At 51.4% G+C, this 14,400-nt stretch carries 12 protein-coding genes; 4 read left to right on the top strand and 8 right to left on the bottom strand.

Annotated elements, in window-relative coordinates; translation table 11 throughout:
• Positions 1 to 17: 17 nt before the first annotated feature.
• The 5 genes from AAEY27_RS11265 to AAEY27_RS11245 form a co-directional block, all read right to left on the bottom strand.
• Positions 18 to 1,982, bottom strand: a complete 1,965-nt coding sequence (locus tag AAEY27_RS11265; RefSeq protein ID WP_342320592.1) for a peptidase U32 family protein — start codon at positions 1,980 to 1,982, stop codon at positions 18 to 20.
• Between the two features lie 45 nt (positions 1,983 to 2,027).
• Positions 2,028 to 2,606 carry a helix-turn-helix domain-containing protein gene (locus tag AAEY27_RS11260; protein ID WP_342320591.1) on the bottom strand — a complete coding sequence of 193 codons (579 nt, stop codon included), beginning with the start codon at positions 2,604 to 2,606 and terminating at the stop codon, positions 2,028 to 2,030.
• An 80-nt stretch (positions 2,607 to 2,686) separates the two neighbouring features.
• Positions 2,687 to 3,583 carry an arabinose operon transcriptional regulator AraC gene (araC, locus tag AAEY27_RS11255; protein WP_342320590.1) on the bottom strand — a complete coding sequence of 299 codons (897 nt, stop codon included), beginning with the start codon at positions 3,581 to 3,583 and terminating at the stop codon, positions 2,687 to 2,689.
• 65 nt (positions 3,584 to 3,648) lie between these two features.
• Entirely contained in the window at positions 3,649 to 5,028 is a 1,380-nt protein-coding gene (locus AAEY27_RS11250) for an MFS transporter (RefSeq protein ID WP_342320589.1), read from the bottom strand.
• Positions 5,025 to 7,064 (bottom strand): beta-galactosidase, encoded by a 2,040-nt coding sequence (locus AAEY27_RS11245; RefSeq protein WP_342320588.1) that lies wholly within the window; start codon positions 7,062 to 7,064, stop codon positions 5,025 to 5,027. The genes AAEY27_RS11250 and AAEY27_RS11245 overlap by 4 nt, the downstream gene beginning before the upstream one ends.
• Positions 7,065 to 7,280: 216 nt before the next feature.
• Here AAEY27_RS11245 and AAEY27_RS11240 point away from each other — a divergent pair, with 216 nt between their 5' ends.
• From AAEY27_RS11240 to AAEY27_RS11230, 3 genes are all read left to right on the top strand, one after another.
• Positions 7,281 to 8,462: a benzoate/H(+) symporter BenE family transporter gene (locus AAEY27_RS11240; protein ID WP_342320587.1), complete on the top strand. Its 1,182-nt coding sequence runs from the start codon at positions 7,281 to 7,283 to the stop codon at positions 8,460 to 8,462.
• A 164-nt stretch (positions 8,463 to 8,626) separates the two neighbouring features.
• Positions 8,627 to 9,550 carry a peptidoglycan-binding protein gene (locus tag AAEY27_RS11235; RefSeq protein WP_342320586.1) on the top strand — a complete coding sequence of 308 codons (924 nt, stop codon included), beginning with the start codon at positions 8,627 to 8,629 and terminating at the stop codon, positions 9,548 to 9,550.
• 35 nt (positions 9,551 to 9,585) lie between these two features.
• Entirely contained in the window at positions 9,586 to 10,005 is a 420-nt protein-coding gene (locus AAEY27_RS11230) for a lysozyme inhibitor LprI family protein (RefSeq protein WP_342320585.1), read from the top strand.
• A 23-nt stretch (positions 10,006 to 10,028) separates the two neighbouring features.
• Here AAEY27_RS11230 and AAEY27_RS11225 read toward each other — a convergent pair whose 3' ends face one another.
• Entirely contained in the window at positions 10,029 to 10,904 is an 876-nt protein-coding gene (locus AAEY27_RS11225) for an AraC family transcriptional regulator (protein ID WP_342320584.1), read from the bottom strand.
• 174 nt (positions 10,905 to 11,078) lie between these two features.
• Between AAEY27_RS11225 and AAEY27_RS11220 the strand changes: the two genes are divergently transcribed.
• Positions 11,079 to 11,993, top strand: a complete 915-nt coding sequence (locus AAEY27_RS11220; protein ID WP_342320583.1) for a DMT family transporter — start codon at positions 11,079 to 11,081, stop codon at positions 11,991 to 11,993.
• Here AAEY27_RS11220 and AAEY27_RS11215 read toward each other — a convergent pair.
• Entirely contained in the window at positions 11,980 to 12,648 is a 669-nt protein-coding gene (locus tag AAEY27_RS11215) for a DUF3313 domain-containing protein (protein WP_342320582.1), read from the bottom strand. The two genes, AAEY27_RS11220 and AAEY27_RS11215, sit on opposite strands and share 14 nt — an antisense overlap.
• Positions 12,649 to 12,770: 122 nt before the next feature.
• Positions 12,771 to 14,366, bottom strand: coding sequence for an ABC transporter substrate-binding protein (locus AAEY27_RS11210; RefSeq protein WP_342320581.1), 1,596 nt, complete (start codon positions 14,364 to 14,366; stop codon positions 12,771 to 12,773).
• Positions 14,367 to 14,400: the final 34 nt, after the last annotated feature.

The raw sequence follows: 14,400 nt of genomic DNA, 5'->3' as shown, positions 1-14,400 counted from the left end.
CACGATGCCACCCCTTTTTACTGTTTGTTTTTCGGTAAAGTTTTCAGCAAATCATCCGGGCTGATTGACGCCACTACACCGCTTCCCGGCAGCGGCATTTTCAGGATGTGATGCTTAATTTTCCCTACCACATGCATCTCGCACGGGCGGCAGTCAAAGCGCAGCGTCAGTACTTCGTCGCCGTGAACCAACTGCATTGGCGTGGCGCGCCAGCTTTTGATATTGCCTTTCGCCTGTTTCGGACAGAGATTAAAGGCGAAGCGCAGGCAATGTTTGGTGATCATCACCGGCACATCGCCCTTCTCTTCGTGCGCTTCAAACGCTGCGTCGATCAACTGCACGCCGTAGCGCTGATAGAATTCACGCGCTTTATGGTTATACACGTTGGCGAGGAATGACAAATGCGTTTCCGGGTAGACTGGCGCGGGTGTCGCCACCGGTTTACGGCTGCCGCGTTGATAATTGGCTAACCGCGCTTCTTCCAGCATGTCTACTGTTTCACGGCGCAACTGGTTAAGTAGGCTGTTCGGCACGAATAACGCGCCAGGCAAATTCACATCGACCTTTTGTGCGTAATAACGGGTTTGCCCCAGTTTCGCGAGGCCATCCTTCAGGTTTTCCAGCGCTTTTTCGGCGTTATTGGCTTCATCAAACTGACCATCCAGCGTGTGCGTGACGCTTACGCCGTCTTCGCTGGTCAGCGTCAATACCAGTTGTTCCTGCCAGCCGCCCAGTTCGATATCCACGCCAATACGACGTTCGCTGGATGTTTTCAGCAGCGCCTGTTGCCAGTTGTGATCGAGATTACGGTTCAGCGCGTGGTGCGGGCGCAGGGTTTTCAGCGCTTTCGGCATCTCATTCGGGAAGACGCGATAACGGTTTTCACCCATTTTTTCCGCAATGTTAACGCGAAAACCGACCACTTCGCGCTTCACCAACACGTTAAGGCCATCGCCGTTCGCCAGCGGTTCGGTCACTTCAACATCCAGATGATCTTTGGCAACTTTCAACACTTCGCCAACCGGCAAACCGATAAATTTCGGGGAATCGAAAGCACCGATATCGATTTTGCGCGCGTTAACGAAGTAATCGGTGCTGCCGCGATGGAAGGTTTTGTCCGTCGACGGAATAAAGAAGTGTTCGGTACGCCCTGCCGAAGCGCGCGCCAGTTCCGGGCGATCCTCGATAATCGCGTCGAGCATTTGGCGATAATGGGCGGTGATGTTCTTCACGTAACTCATATCTTTGTAGCGCCCTTCAATTTTGAAGGAGCGCACACCCGCGTCAATCAATGCCGCCAGGTTGGCAGTCTGATCGTTATCTTTCATCGACAGCAGGTGTTTTTCATAGGCCACTACGCGGCCCTGATCATCTTTTAAGGTGTACGGCAAACGGCACGCCTGTGAGCAGTCGCCACGGTTGGCGCTACGCCCGGTTTGCGCATGGGAAATGTTGCACTGCCCGGAATACGCCACGCACAGCGCGCCGTGAATAAAGAACTCGATAGTGGCGTCGGTTGCGCCATGAATAGCGCGGATCTGGTCAAGATTCAGCTCGCGCGCCAGCACGATTTGGCTGAAACCGACATCAGAAAGGAATTTGGCTTTTTCGACGGTGCGGATGTCGCACTGGGTGCTGGCGTGCAGCTCGATCGGCGGGATATCCAGCTCGAGCACGCCCATGTCCTGGACAATCAGCGCATCAACGCCAGCCTGATAAAGATCGCCAATCAGGCGTTGCGCTGGTTCCAACTCATCATCATGAAGAATGGTATTTAAGGTGATAAATATTTTGGCGCCGTAACGATGGGCAAACGGCACCAGCTCGGCGATATCACGCAGGCTGTTACCCGCGTTATGGCGTGCGCCAAAGCCAGGCCCACCAATATAGACCGCGTCCGCGCCGTGAAGGATTGCCTCACGGGCGATGGCGGTGTCGCGAGCCGGGCTTAACAGTTCAAGATGATGGGGGTGCAGGCGCATACAATCGTCGTTATCCATTTATGTGCAAAATGGCGGCTATTGTAGTCACAACGGGGGTTTTTCACCACCTGCCGCAGGCGCGCTGGCGGCTTTTTCTGTTGAGTAATGGATGAGCGAATGGAAAAGCGCCGTCTGCGCGGAACTGTTGCGATACGCATGGGCCTCATCGCCCGCAAAGCGCACGCCTTGCCCGGAGGTTAACGTCTTCCACTGCCCCTGAATGCACATGTCCAGCACTCCGCTAATCACTATTACATGCTCAATCACCCCTTTTTCATGCGGCGTGGATTCGCTCAGCGCGCCCGGCGCCAGGGTAATCGAGAAGAGATCGAAGTGCAGTTTTTCATCCCACGGGAAAATCGGGGTGATGACCATTGCCTGCTTATCGGGATCGTAGGCATGCGGGGTTTCGTTCTCCGGCGGAGCAATAAAAGTAGAGAACGGTACGTTCAGGCCAGTGGCGATTTTCCATAACGTCGCTACCGTCGGGCTGGACTCGTTGCGCTCTATCTGCCCGAGCATCGCTTTCGATACGCCCGTTTCCTCCGCCAGCCGCGACAGGCTCCAGCCTCGCGCCTGACGCAGAAGTTTTAATGTTTTTGCCAGATAATCTGCGATATTCATGTCGCCTCCGGGAATATAAAACCGGAGAAGTATACCGCAGCGCTTCTATTTTCGAGAGCGAAACTACTTAGACAGCGTAACTACAGCGAATGCAGTTGTTCAAACCGCTTACGGTATTCGCGTGGCCCCACGTGGTTTTGTTGGTGGAATAAACGTGAAAAATAGAGCGCGTCGTCGTAGCCGACGATTTGCGCTATTTGCGAGATGGTTAGTTGCGTGTGCTGTAATAGCATCGACGCGCGGCTCATGCGCTGTTTCTCCCGCCAGCCCCAAATGGTCATACCGGTTTCCTGGCGAAAGAGATGCGCCAGCCTGGAAGCGGAAAGAAACGCTTTTGCGGCTAATTCATTAATGGTTATTTTGGCTGCCAGGTTCTCGTCCAGATATTGGCAAATCGCGTTAATGCGCGGGTCGACAGAGGTTCGGTTGCTGACCGGTTGCTGTTTAAAACAGTAGAGCAACGCTTTTTCCAGGCTATTCATCGCGAGGATAGAGTCCAGCCGGTCCGCTGAAGAATTAAGGCGAATCACCTCTTTGATACTATTTTTAAGATCGGTGAGAAACACCATATCGGTAGATTGCGTAAGGCCAATCTGATGCCAGTTGCGATCCCATTTCAGCCAGTCAATCCAGTAAGGCCGGGGAATAAAATAGATCCACAGATGATCCCACCAGGTATTTTGCGGTTCCCGCCCATAGTGATGCGGGCAGCCCGGCGGAAAGAGCAAAATATCGTTTTCCCGGCAAATCAACTTTTCATTATTCAGGTAGACAACGCCTGCGCCGCGCAGGGTGATATTCAGAATGTAGCCTTTCATCCCCTGCTGGCGATTAATGAAAAAATCCAGCTTATTGCCTTTCACAATTGGCGTGTAGCCCGCAACCAGGTAGGCGTTAAACGTAAAGCTGCGCATTAAAGGTGAATAAATCAGGAGTTCATCGTCGACGTCGTTCATGGGGAGGGTCTGCGGCCACATTGTTGAGCGTCCTTCACGCTAGCACAGCGAAAAACAAAAAGCCGCAGCGCGCTGCGGCAACCTATTCATTTGGCGAATTTTCCGCTGGAAAGATCGTCCGCCACGCGGTCGTAAAACTTGTCCAGCTTATAAAAATACATAATCACCATGTTCAGCAACGCGAGGATAAACGGGAAAACAATGAACATAAACTCAATCATATCAATAACATGTTGCGGCTGCTCCACTTTGCCGCCGCTAACAAACCCCGCAGCACCCAGCACCCAACCTACACTGGCCGTGCCAAGACCCATACCGAGCGTCTGACCAAGCGTTCCTGCGCTGAATAGGATCCCTTCGATGCGTAGCCCGGTTTTCCATTCGCCGTAATCAATGGTGTCCGCAAGAAAGGCGAACATGGTCGCGCCGATACCGCAAAAACCAACACTGCGTACCACGGTCGCCAGAATCACATACAGCGAGTTGGTTTTATCAAGCAATGGAATCAAATAGGCAATACTGCAAATGGTCAGGCCAAGCAGAGCCAAGTTTCGCTTACCGAGATGTTTAATCAGATAAGGAATAACTAATAGCGTGATAAGACCCGGTGTATATTGCGCCACGCTTATCCAGGACATCATCGAGACGTCTTGCAGAATATAGCGGGAATAATACACGCTGGTCGTCGACAACGCGGTTAGACTGGTGAAGGTAACCAGCAGATAAAAGAAGATCATCAGCCAGTAACGGTTTTTCACCATCGATGATGCCACCACGCGAGCATGAATATTGTTGCGATTATCCTTATTCACCGGTTTGATGCGCTCGCGCGTCCACGATCCGGTCAACAGCAGGCACAGCGCGGTGAAAAAGCCAAATATGCCAAAGACGATAACCCACGAGGTGTGCGTATTCCCGAAAGTCGCCACCAGCGGCAAGGTAAATACGCCAACAGTAAGCGAACCGCAAGTGGATAAGCCTTTACGGAATACGCTCAAAATACCGCGCTGATAAGCATCGCGGGTGATCAATGCCAGCAGCGATCCATAGGCAATATTGTTGGCGGTGAAAAAAATGTTGGCCAGCAAATAGGTCACGCAAACATAGATAATCTTGCCAGTGTCACTAATGCCCGGCACCGTCGCCATTAAAAAGGCTGACAGGCCAAAAGGTACCGCAGTCCATAATACCCACGGGCGCGCTTTACCGAGGCGAGAGTCCGTTTTATCAATGCGGATCCCGACAAACACGCAAATTACGCCGTCAATAACGCGGGCAAAAAACATCAGCGAGCCAACCAGCACCGCAGAAATACCCACGACATCGGTATAAAAATAGGCAAGAAACGTCACCATCATGGTGTAGGTTAAATTGGTTCCGTAATCGCCCAGGCCAAAAGCAAAGCGTTCACGAAACCCAGGCGTGCTGCTCTCCTGTTGCTGCTGTTCAATCGTTAAAGCACTCATTTTGCCGTCTCCACGATAATAATCTGCACATCCCAATCCTTCAGCGTAATAGCCTCGTTTTGCGTAATGGTATTGCCGCTAAAAAGCAGTCGCCCTGTTGGCGCATTAAACAATACGGATTGCGGTTCACTGCTGTAATTAAAGTAATAGAGAATTATGTTGTTATGCTCATCGAATCCTCGCTTGATAATAACCGGGGATTTTTCAGTCGGTAAAGGTTCGTGCTGGTAGAGCGTGTTACTTAGAACATGGCGATAAACTTCCCCCAGTGCTGCTGTCGAAATATGACAACCAATATAGGTTGCGGTGCCTTGACCATAATGATTATGAGTAATTGCGGCGTATTGCTGCCAATAAGGATGCGCATAGCGCGCCAGCACGTCGGTGTTCTCATCTGGTGTGATTAATTCCATCCAGTCACTGACTTCGCTTTCTTCTGGCGAAAGCGTGAGCACATCCGAGTGCAGAAGGGTCTGATCCGGTTCGACGAATAATTGATAGTGCGCACCAACGGCTTTGCTGATAATTCCCGGTTGTACGCAGGTGCGCACTTTCATATTTTCATCAGCAAAAGCGGATTTAAATGAAAATAGCGCGTGACCGCCCTCTTCTACATAGTGATTGATTTGCTGAAGTCGTTCATCAGAAACGGTATATAACAGCGGAAATATCAGCATTTCGTAACGGAATAATCGGTCGTCGTCGATAGCGATAATATCCACTTCAATATTCATCTTATATAGCGCGTCATAATATTCGCGGAACACGTCGTTATATTGATGCAATGTATCGCGATTAAATTGATGGCCTTTCCACGGATGCCAATCAATTGCTGTCAGGCACTCATTACTGACCACCAAAGCCACCCGGCTGCGGCGCGAAAAGCGCGTAACAGTAGCGGCGAGCTCGTTGAACTCCGCGCCAATCGTACAGGCTTCGTAATAGACCGGGTTTGGTTGCAGATCATGGCTGAGCAAGCCTTTCCAGTAGGTTTCATACGAGTTGTGAATTGAGTGCCAGTGCCAGTAACCGATCAGCACCGCGCCGCTGGCGACGTGGCTCCAGGCCTGCAAACGCAGTTGCCCCGGAAATGGCGTCCAGTCTTTAAAAGCCTGCGCTTGGGTTTCCAGCACAAAATAGGGTTGGTCTTTTGTCACCCGCGCAATATCACCGGCAAAGGCGATTTCCGCGCCGGTTAAGTGAAACTGGCCGGGGTGATAAACATCGACGCCGGTGATATCAAGTACCTGTGAGGTTTTAAAATGATCGACTTCTGCGCGAATGCCGTATGACCAGTTGCGCCAGTCGAAATCAAAATTATGGGTAATAAACTGATCATCGTTTTTATATTCTTTAACGATGTCAGCCTGCCAACCAAGAAAACGGGAAACCAGTGAACGCTGAAATACTTTAAAAGCACAACCGAGGCTGGCATTAATGGTGCCTTCTATCGGCGGGAAATCTTCCCAGGCATCAATACGGTTACTCCAGTAATCCAGACCGAAAGCGTTATTCATTGCATCGGTATCGTTGTTGAATTGTTTTTTCAGGTATTTGACGAACTCAATTTGCGCCCCGACTGAGCAGGTGTCGTAATATTTCGTTTCATTGTCAATTTGAAAACCAATAACGGCCGGATGCGTTGCCGTGGCCTGTAATAACTGGCGAATAATCCGTTGTGCATACCATAAAAACGCCGGGTGGGTGATGTCCATTTTTTGCCGGTGGCCGTAAATATTTTTCCCGCTGCTGGTGGTTGCCATGACATCCGGGTATTTTTTTGCCAGCCAGGCCGGTAAAGCATAGGTTGGCGTGCCGATAATCACGGCGATACCGTTTTTGTGCATTTCATCAAGCACTGTGGTGACCGAGCTGAAATCAAATTCTCCTTCTTGAGGTTCGAACGTACTCCAGGTGCTTTCGGCGATCCGCACATAATTAATTCCAGCCTCTTTCATTAACTGGATATCTTCTTGCAGGCGTTCAACCGGCAAATATTCACGATAATAGGCCGCACCGAAAAATAATTTATTCATTACGCTCTCCTGTTTGTTACCGGAAACATAACGCAGAAAATAGCGCGCCGGATGAAATTAGCTGCTACCAACATTGAGAAATCTGCTATCGCTTTCAGGAGCGGGTATCGGTCACATTTTTACAGGTACAACATAGACAAATCGCGCGGTGTAATCTTGTACGCTATAGCGCACAGTGCTAACTTGACAGGATGCTATAACGCACAAGGAGTGCTCATGCGCCTCGCCACCCTCTCTACTTCGTCCCCGCTTCCTTTCACCAGCGTACTCGCGGGGTTTGTTGCCGTGCTGGTCGGTTACGCCAGTTCCGCCGCCATTATCTGGCAGGCCGCATCAGCGGCAGGTGCCAGCGCCGCGCAAATTGCTGGCTGGATGAGCGCGCTCGGTTTTGGCATGGGCATCAGCACGCTGGCATTAAGTGTGTGGTACCGCATGCCAGTGCTCACCGCCTGGTCAACACCCGGCGCGGCGCTGTTGGCGACCAGTTTGCAGGGTGTGTCGCTTAACGAAGTGGTGGGGATTTTTATCTTCGCCAATGCGTTAATCGTGCTGTGCGGCGTCACCGGTTGGTTCGCGCGATTGATGAAGATTATTCCGCATACGCTGGCGGCGGCGATGCTGGCAGGGATTTTATTGCGCTTTGGTTTGCAGGCATTCAGCAATATCGAGGGGCATTTTGCCCTCTGCGGCAGCATGTTGTTGGCCTGGCTTATTAGCAAAGCGGCCGCACCGCGCTATGCGATTGTCGCGACATTGATTGTTGGTGCCGTTGTCGCCTTTTTGAGTGGTGAGGTTGCCACGCAGACCGTCAGTTTTGCGCTGGCCGTGCCAGTTTATACCGCGCCGGAATTTCACTGGACGTCCCTTATCAGCATCGGTATTCCCTTCTTTCTGGTCACGATGGCGTCGCAAAACGCGCCGGGTTTCGCCACCATGCAGGCGGCGGGTTACCACGTTTCTGTTTCGCCGCTGATGATCTTCACCGGGGCGTTGGCGTTGCTGCTCTCACCGTTTGGTGTGTATTCCATTTGTATTGCGGCGATCACGGCGGCCATTTGCCAAAGCCCGGATGCGCATCCGGACGCCAACAAACGCTGGTTGGCAGCGGCGGCGGCCGGTGTTTTTTATCTGTTGGCGGGTCTGTTTGGCGGCTCAATCACCGCGTTGCTGGCGGCGTTACCGGTAAGCTGGATCCAGACTCTGGCAGGGCTGGCGCTATTGGGCACCATCAGCGGCAGTTTGCACCAGGCGCTGGTGAACGAAATCGATCGCGACGCAGCAATCGTCACTTTTTTGGTCACTGCCAGCGGTGTTACGCTGCTTGGAGTCGGTTCGGCGTTTTGGGGATTAGTGGTCGGCGGCGTGTGCTACGCCGCATTAACGATTTTTAAGACTTAACCATGCCCTAACAGGCGTGAAGGTAATGTATTGTGTCCAGCATAATGCTATGGGCACCATGCGTTATGGATGGGAGCATCAGAACGTTATTCATTAGGAAAGAAATAGTGCGTGCATAAACAGACGAAAATGGAATTAAAAACACGGACAGAAAGGAGTCAAAGATGTCACATCATCATGCCCGGATACACCAACTCAAAGGAACGGTTGGCAGTTGTGGAGCGAATTATCCTGAGGACGTAAGAGCCATACAGAAAATGATAAATAACGCCGGGTACCGACTTGCTACCGGGAGAACAGTTGGACTAAACGGTATATGTGATCCCGAGACCGAACAGGCAATCATCTGGTATCAGCGCTTGCTCACTCTCGCACCAACGGGGCTTGTTCATCCAGCAGACAGTTCATTTATGAAGGCTCTGGTAAATGCGCACTCCCCCGGATGGCGGCCCCGGAATACATCAGGTTCCCTTTCGGTAAATGAGGGACAGGTCACATTTGATTCAGAAGGTGTCGATTACATCACGGCTGTGGAACCTTTCAGGCAGCGAAGTTACCCGAATTTTTCTCGCATATTACATTGGCCTCCCAAATTTTCATCAGGAGTAACTCTCGGGCGAGGCTACGATATGGGAAGTCGAAGCACTGGCGAGATTTACTCAACGCTCAGGCAGGCGGGTTTAGAAGAATACAAAGCGGTTATTTGCTCTAAGGCATCGCACCTTAAAGGCCGTCAAGCCGGTCAGTTTGTTAAAGTTTACGGTCCTCTTGTCGGAGAAATATCTCATAGCCAGCAAATAAGGCTTTTTGAAATCGTATACAGAGAGAAGCTTAATTATGCCAAAGGCGTATATTCAAGAAATTCTCGCCATGTTCCTAATCCATTACCGTGGTTCAACGTGGATAAAGTAATACGAGATGTCTTTGTTGATACGATTTATCAGGGGAACCAGACCGCACCTGAAATGGTAAAAATAATGGCGAGCAGTGGCACTCGGACTGAGATAATTCAATATCTTAAAAACGATCCGATTTTAAGCGGTGATAGACGTAGAAATGAAATAAGAGTGAGGAGCCTGAGTAAATGATTAGATGCTTTTTCCTATATGTCATCGGTGTAGTGATGTCCGCTTCCGCTATGAATTCTTATGCCGTACCCAATTCATCCATCGTTAAAAATAGGGACATCAATGCCTGTATAGAAAAAAACGGTGACAACAATAGCGAGTGCTTGAGTTCAGTAAATAAGCGAACAGAGCATGAATTAAATGCCATCTATCAGGATAAGCTAAAAGAGATTTCCAATTACGATTTCAGCCAGTGGTGGATGGGAGAAAAGGCGCAACGGGAAGAGATGAAAAAGTCTTTCATACGTAGCCAGGAGCTGTGGTTGAAGTATCGTCAGGACTACTGTAAGGCGGCCAGCGCTGGAGCTGAAGGGATTGATGGCTATGGCGCAATAGCCACAAGTTGTCAGATTAATATGGGAATACGACGTATCGAGGAAATCAGGATGGTGCATCCTGATCTTTCTGAAGGTTAAATGCCCGCCTAATGCTCTTCTCGTCAAACACGACGCGTCGCGCGTAATTGTGAAGGCGTCAGCCCTTTCGCCGCTTTGAAGCGGTTGCTGAAATGGCTGGCAGAGTTAAAGCCGCAGGCCAGCGCGATGGTGGTCAGCGGCTGGTCGCTATTGAGCAACAAATCTTTGGCGCGCGCCATGCGGCGTTGCATCACAAATTGATGTGGCGCGAGGCCCATCGACTGGCGAAACATCCGCGCGAAATGGTATTCACTGAGCGGCACCTGCGCCGCCAGATCCGAGAGCAGCAGTGCGTCGCCAAGATGCGCATCGATATACTCCAGCACATTGCGTAGCGCCATGGGCGCTAATCCGCCGGTGACGGTTGGCAATTGCCATTGCACATTGCTGTAGCGCTGAACCAGATGTGTCAATAGCAGCGTTGAAGCGGTGCTTAATGTCAATTGGTTGGCATTTTGTTGCCAGTCGCAGTCGAGCAAAAACTGGCGATAAAGCGCGGTAATGTGCGCATCCTGAGAGAAAGTTTTTTCATCAAGGGTGAACGATGCCGGGCTGCGATCCCAGACCTTTTCCCCCACATCACGCAGATGTTCGTCAGTGCAATAAAGATGCACAAAGGACAAGTTATCGCGGATGTCCCACGCGGATTCACTCTCTTTTGGCATCAAGCAAAAACGATCTGGCCCACCGCCATTTTTCCAGCCGTAAGCCGTTTTGTGGTAGCTCTCATAGCCGTCGGCGACGTACAAACTGAGGGTGTGGTGATTGCAATATTGCGTGATGTTATCGCGTTTGTTTGACCATGCGGCAAGCTGGATCCCAGAGTGCAGCGCCACCGAATTGTGCAAGACGGCGTTGTGTTTGCGCAGATTTTCAAAGGCATCATAGCTGTCAGACATTTGCGTAAATTATCGTAAATCAACCAGAACACCAGTCTATGAATAGCTGCTGCCGGATACCAGCGTTGCGTAAAGAAAAGCGCAAGAATATGCAAGTCCTCCGCAAATCGGTGCAAGCTTGCCAGCGTTACTGCCTGCAACAATGCGCGTTCGTTGAAGAGATTGGGAATGACTATGAACGCGTTACTGTATGGTCTGGTGGTGGTTATTTGGGGTACCACCTGGATTGCGATTTATCTACAACAAGGCCCGGTGCCGGCGCCGGTATCGATTTTCTGGCGTTTCGCGCTGGCAACCGCCGCCATGATGTTGGTGTTACTGGCACGGCGTAAGTTGCGCGCCCTGCCGCTGCGCGACCATCTATTTTGCCTGCTGCAAGGCGCTTGTGTTTTCGGTTTTAACTTCTGGTGTTTTTATACCGCCGCGGCGTGGATCAACACCGGGCTGGAGTCGGTGATTTTCTCCATGGCGGTGCTGTTTAACGCCGTCAACAGCTACCTCTTTTTCGGCCAGAAACCGCCAGCGCGCTTTTTCGTCGCCGCCCTGCTTGGCCTGATCGGTATCGTGACGTTGTTCTGGCAAGATTTGGTGAACAGCGGCGGGAGCAGCACGCTGTTAATGGGCATTGGCCTGTCGGCTCTCGGTACGCTCGGCTTCTCGTTTGGCAATATGATCAGCCTGCGTCACCAGCGCAACGGGTTGGAAACCCTCACCACTAATAGCTGGGCGATGTTGTATGGCACGCTGATGATGGGCGCGATTGGCGTGATTCGTGGGGATGACTTTACGCCACAGTGGACAGCCAGCTATTTCGGCGCGCTGGTGTATCTGGCCATTTTTGGCTCGATTGTCGGTTTCGGCGCGTACTTTACGCTGGTCGGCAGGATTGGCCCCAGCAAAGCCGCTTACAGCACTCTGCTGTTTCCGATTGTGGCGCTAACCGTCTCGACCTTCTTCGAAGGCTATGTCTGGCATATGAACGGGGTTGCTGGGCTATTGCTGATTCTTACCGGTAATCTGGTGATGTTTGCCCGCCCGGAAAACTGGTTGGGCGGGCGCGGAACGCGGCGAAAGATTAGCGCTTGTTGAGATCAAACATCGTGGCATCGGTTGCCATATCGTCAACCACCTGTTTCAGGGCGTCGACGGTGACTGGCGCGTTTTCATTGTTAAGATCTTTGCCCTCTCCTTGACGCACCACTTTGAGCACGGGCGCGTTAGTCTGGGCGTCGATCAGTTCCCCTTCAAAATAGAGATGGGTATTCATGGTGCGATGCCCGGTTGCCATTTGCGTACCGGCAATCACCATCGCTACCGGAACCACTTCATAGAACTGCAAACCCTTTTTGCTGGCGTCCACGCCGGTGATGGCGCCGCGGAAAATCAGGCTGCGCTGACCAGGCGAGGTCACCAGCGGTTTACGCGACGCGGCAGCGGCTTTCAACTTGCTGTTGGTATAGCTCAGCACACCGTCCAACACCTGTTGATTCACCTGATTCGTTGGTTTCGCCACCGGATAATAGGTGACTGGGTTATAAACAATGCTGTCATATTTCGCCGGATCAAACCCCGGCGCCACCCAGCGCATCACTGGTTTGCCGGTAGCGGATTGGGTTTCCTGTAATCCCGAGTAATCTTTTAAAAAGCCAGAATATTTTTCCGGCTGGGTCACTTTTGATGTGCAGCCTGATAATGCCAACAGGCCGGAAAGTGCGGCAACGCTAACTAACGCATGAGTACGCATGAGGAATTCTCTGTAAGTGCACCATCGCCATTAATGTATAGCAAAGGGCAACAGAGTCTGTGAGGTCAAAAAATAGAGGGTTGTCATAAAATTACCGCCTGCGTGAACAGGCGGCGTGGTTTTTAGTTTTTCAGATCCACTTGCCAGAAAATATGCTTGCCGAACGGATCGACTTCATATCCCTGCACTTCTTTGCGTACCGGCTCGAAAATCGTCGAATGCGCAATCATCACTGCCGGCATTTGATCATGCATCATCTGCTGGGCTTCTTTGTACATCGCCACGCGTTTGTCATGATCGGTGGTGGCTTTCGCATCGGCGATCAGCTTGTCGAACGGCTTATAACACCATTTCGCCGAGTTCGAACCACCATTGGCGGAGGTACAAGTAAACAGCGGGCCGAAAAAGTTATCCGGGTCGCCGGTTGCGGTGGTCCAGCCCATCAGCGCCGCCTGGTGCTCGCCGCTTTTCACGCGTTGTAAGTATTCGCCCCATTCATAAGTGACGATTTTGGCTTGCACGCCCACTTTCGCCCAATCCGCCTGGATCATTTCCGCCATGCGTTTGGCGTTCGGGTTATACGGGCGCTGTACCGGCATCGCCCACAGATCAATGGTGGTGCCCGCCGGTAAACCGGCTTCTTTTAGCAGCGCTTTGGCTTTTTCTGGATCGTATTCGTAATCTTTCAGCTCGCTATCGGCGCTCCATACACCCGGCGGCAACAGGTTTTTCGCTTCTGAACCCGTGCCCTGGAACACCGCTTTAATGATCGCCGGTTTATTGATGGCCATCGCCAGCGCCTGGCGCACCTTCACGTTATCGAGCGGCGCCTTTTGCGTGTTGAAAGCAAGGAAACCCGTGTTCAAGCCCGCTTTGCTCATCAGCGTAACGTCTTTGTTCTCTTTCAGGCGCGGCAAGTCGGCGGGGTTCGGGAATGGCATCACCTGGCACTCATTCTTTTCCAGCTTCGCCAAACGCACTGAGGCATCTGGCGTAATGCTGAACACCAGCCGGTCAATTTTTGCTTTACCTTGCCAGTAATCGTCAAAAGCAGTGAATAAAATGCGCGAATCTTTCTGATATTGCGCCAGGCGGAACGGCCCGGTGCCAATTGGATCGCTATCGACGCGCTGCGGCGTCCCGGCTTTGAGCATCGCATCGGCGTATTCCGCCGACAGAATCGAGGCGAAATACCAGCCCAAATCAGCGACAAACGGCGCTTCCGGGTGCGCGAGCGTAAAGCGCACGGTATTGTCGTCGATTTTATCAATGGCGGTGATCAGCGTACCGAACTCAAGGCTTTCAAAGTTGGAATAAGTCCCATTGGACACGTTGTGGTACGGGTTTTTCGCATCTTTTTGCCGCATAAACGAGAAGATCACGTCATCAGCATTAAAATCGCGCGTTGGTTTGAAGTATTTGTTGCTCTGGAACTTCACATTTTTGCGTAAATGGAAGGTATAGACTTTGCCATCTTCACTGACATCCCAACTCTCTGCGAGGCTAGGTTGCAGTTCGGTGGTGCCGACTTTGAAATCCACCAATCGGTTGTAAACCGGCACGGCGCTGGCGTCGACGCTGGTGCCAGAGGTGTAAAGTTGTGGGTTGAAGTTTTCCGGTGAGCCTTCTGAGCAATAGACCAGAGTTTTGGCAGCCACAGAAGAACTGACTATCAGCGAGGCCAACGCAAGAGCAAGTGTTGTCGGTTTGCTAATCATAGTGTTTCCTGTTGTTTTATTTTAAATGCTTGTC

The sequence above is a fragment of the Kosakonia sp. BYX6 genome, from assembly GCF_038449125.1.
Taxonomy (GTDB): Bacteria; Pseudomonadota; Gammaproteobacteria; order Enterobacterales; family Enterobacteriaceae; genus Kosakonia; species Kosakonia calanthes.
The sequence above is the reverse complement of the archived record's forward strand: the minus strand, read 5'-3'. Positions and strand labels throughout refer to the sequence as shown.

Bases quoted from the DNA above. Each gene is read 5' to 3' on its own strand.
- AAEY27_RS11265 (WP_342320592.1), bottom strand. From the start codon at position 1,982: ATGCGCCTGCACCCCCATCATCTTGAACTGTTAAGCCCGGCTCGCGAC.
- AAEY27_RS11260 (WP_342320591.1), bottom strand. From the start codon at position 2,606: ATGAATATCGCAGATTATCTGGCAAAAACATTAAAACTTCTGCGTCAG.
- araC (WP_342320590.1), bottom strand. From the start codon at position 3,583: ATGTGGCCGCAGACCCTCCCCATGAACGACGTCGACGATGAACTCCTG.
- AAEY27_RS11250 (WP_342320589.1), bottom strand. From the start codon at position 5,028: ATGAGTGCTTTAACGATTGAACAGCAGCAACAGGAGAGCAGCACGCCT.
- AAEY27_RS11245 (WP_342320588.1), bottom strand. From the start codon at position 7,064: ATGAATAAATTATTTTTCGGTGCGGCCTATTATCGTGAATATTTGCCG.
- AAEY27_RS11240 (WP_342320587.1), top strand. From the start codon at position 7,281: ATGCGCCTCGCCACCCTCTCTACTTCGTCCCCGCTTCCTTTCACCAGC.
- AAEY27_RS11235 (WP_342320586.1), top strand. From the start codon at position 8,627: ATGTCACATCATCATGCCCGGATACACCAACTCAAAGGAACGGTTGGC.
- AAEY27_RS11230 (WP_342320585.1), top strand. From the start codon at position 9,586: ATGTCCGCTTCCGCTATGAATTCTTATGCCGTACCCAATTCATCCATC.
- AAEY27_RS11225 (WP_342320584.1), bottom strand. From the start codon at position 10,904: ATGTCTGACAGCTATGATGCCTTTGAAAATCTGCGCAAACACAACGCC.
- AAEY27_RS11220 (WP_342320583.1), top strand. From the start codon at position 11,079: ATGAACGCGTTACTGTATGGTCTGGTGGTGGTTATTTGGGGTACCACC.
- AAEY27_RS11215 (WP_342320582.1), bottom strand. From the start codon at position 12,648: ATGCGTACTCATGCGTTAGTTAGCGTTGCCGCACTTTCCGGCCTGTTG.
- AAEY27_RS11210 (WP_342320581.1), bottom strand. From the start codon at position 14,366: ATGATTAGCAAACCGACAACACTTGCTCTTGCGTTGGCCTCGCTGATA.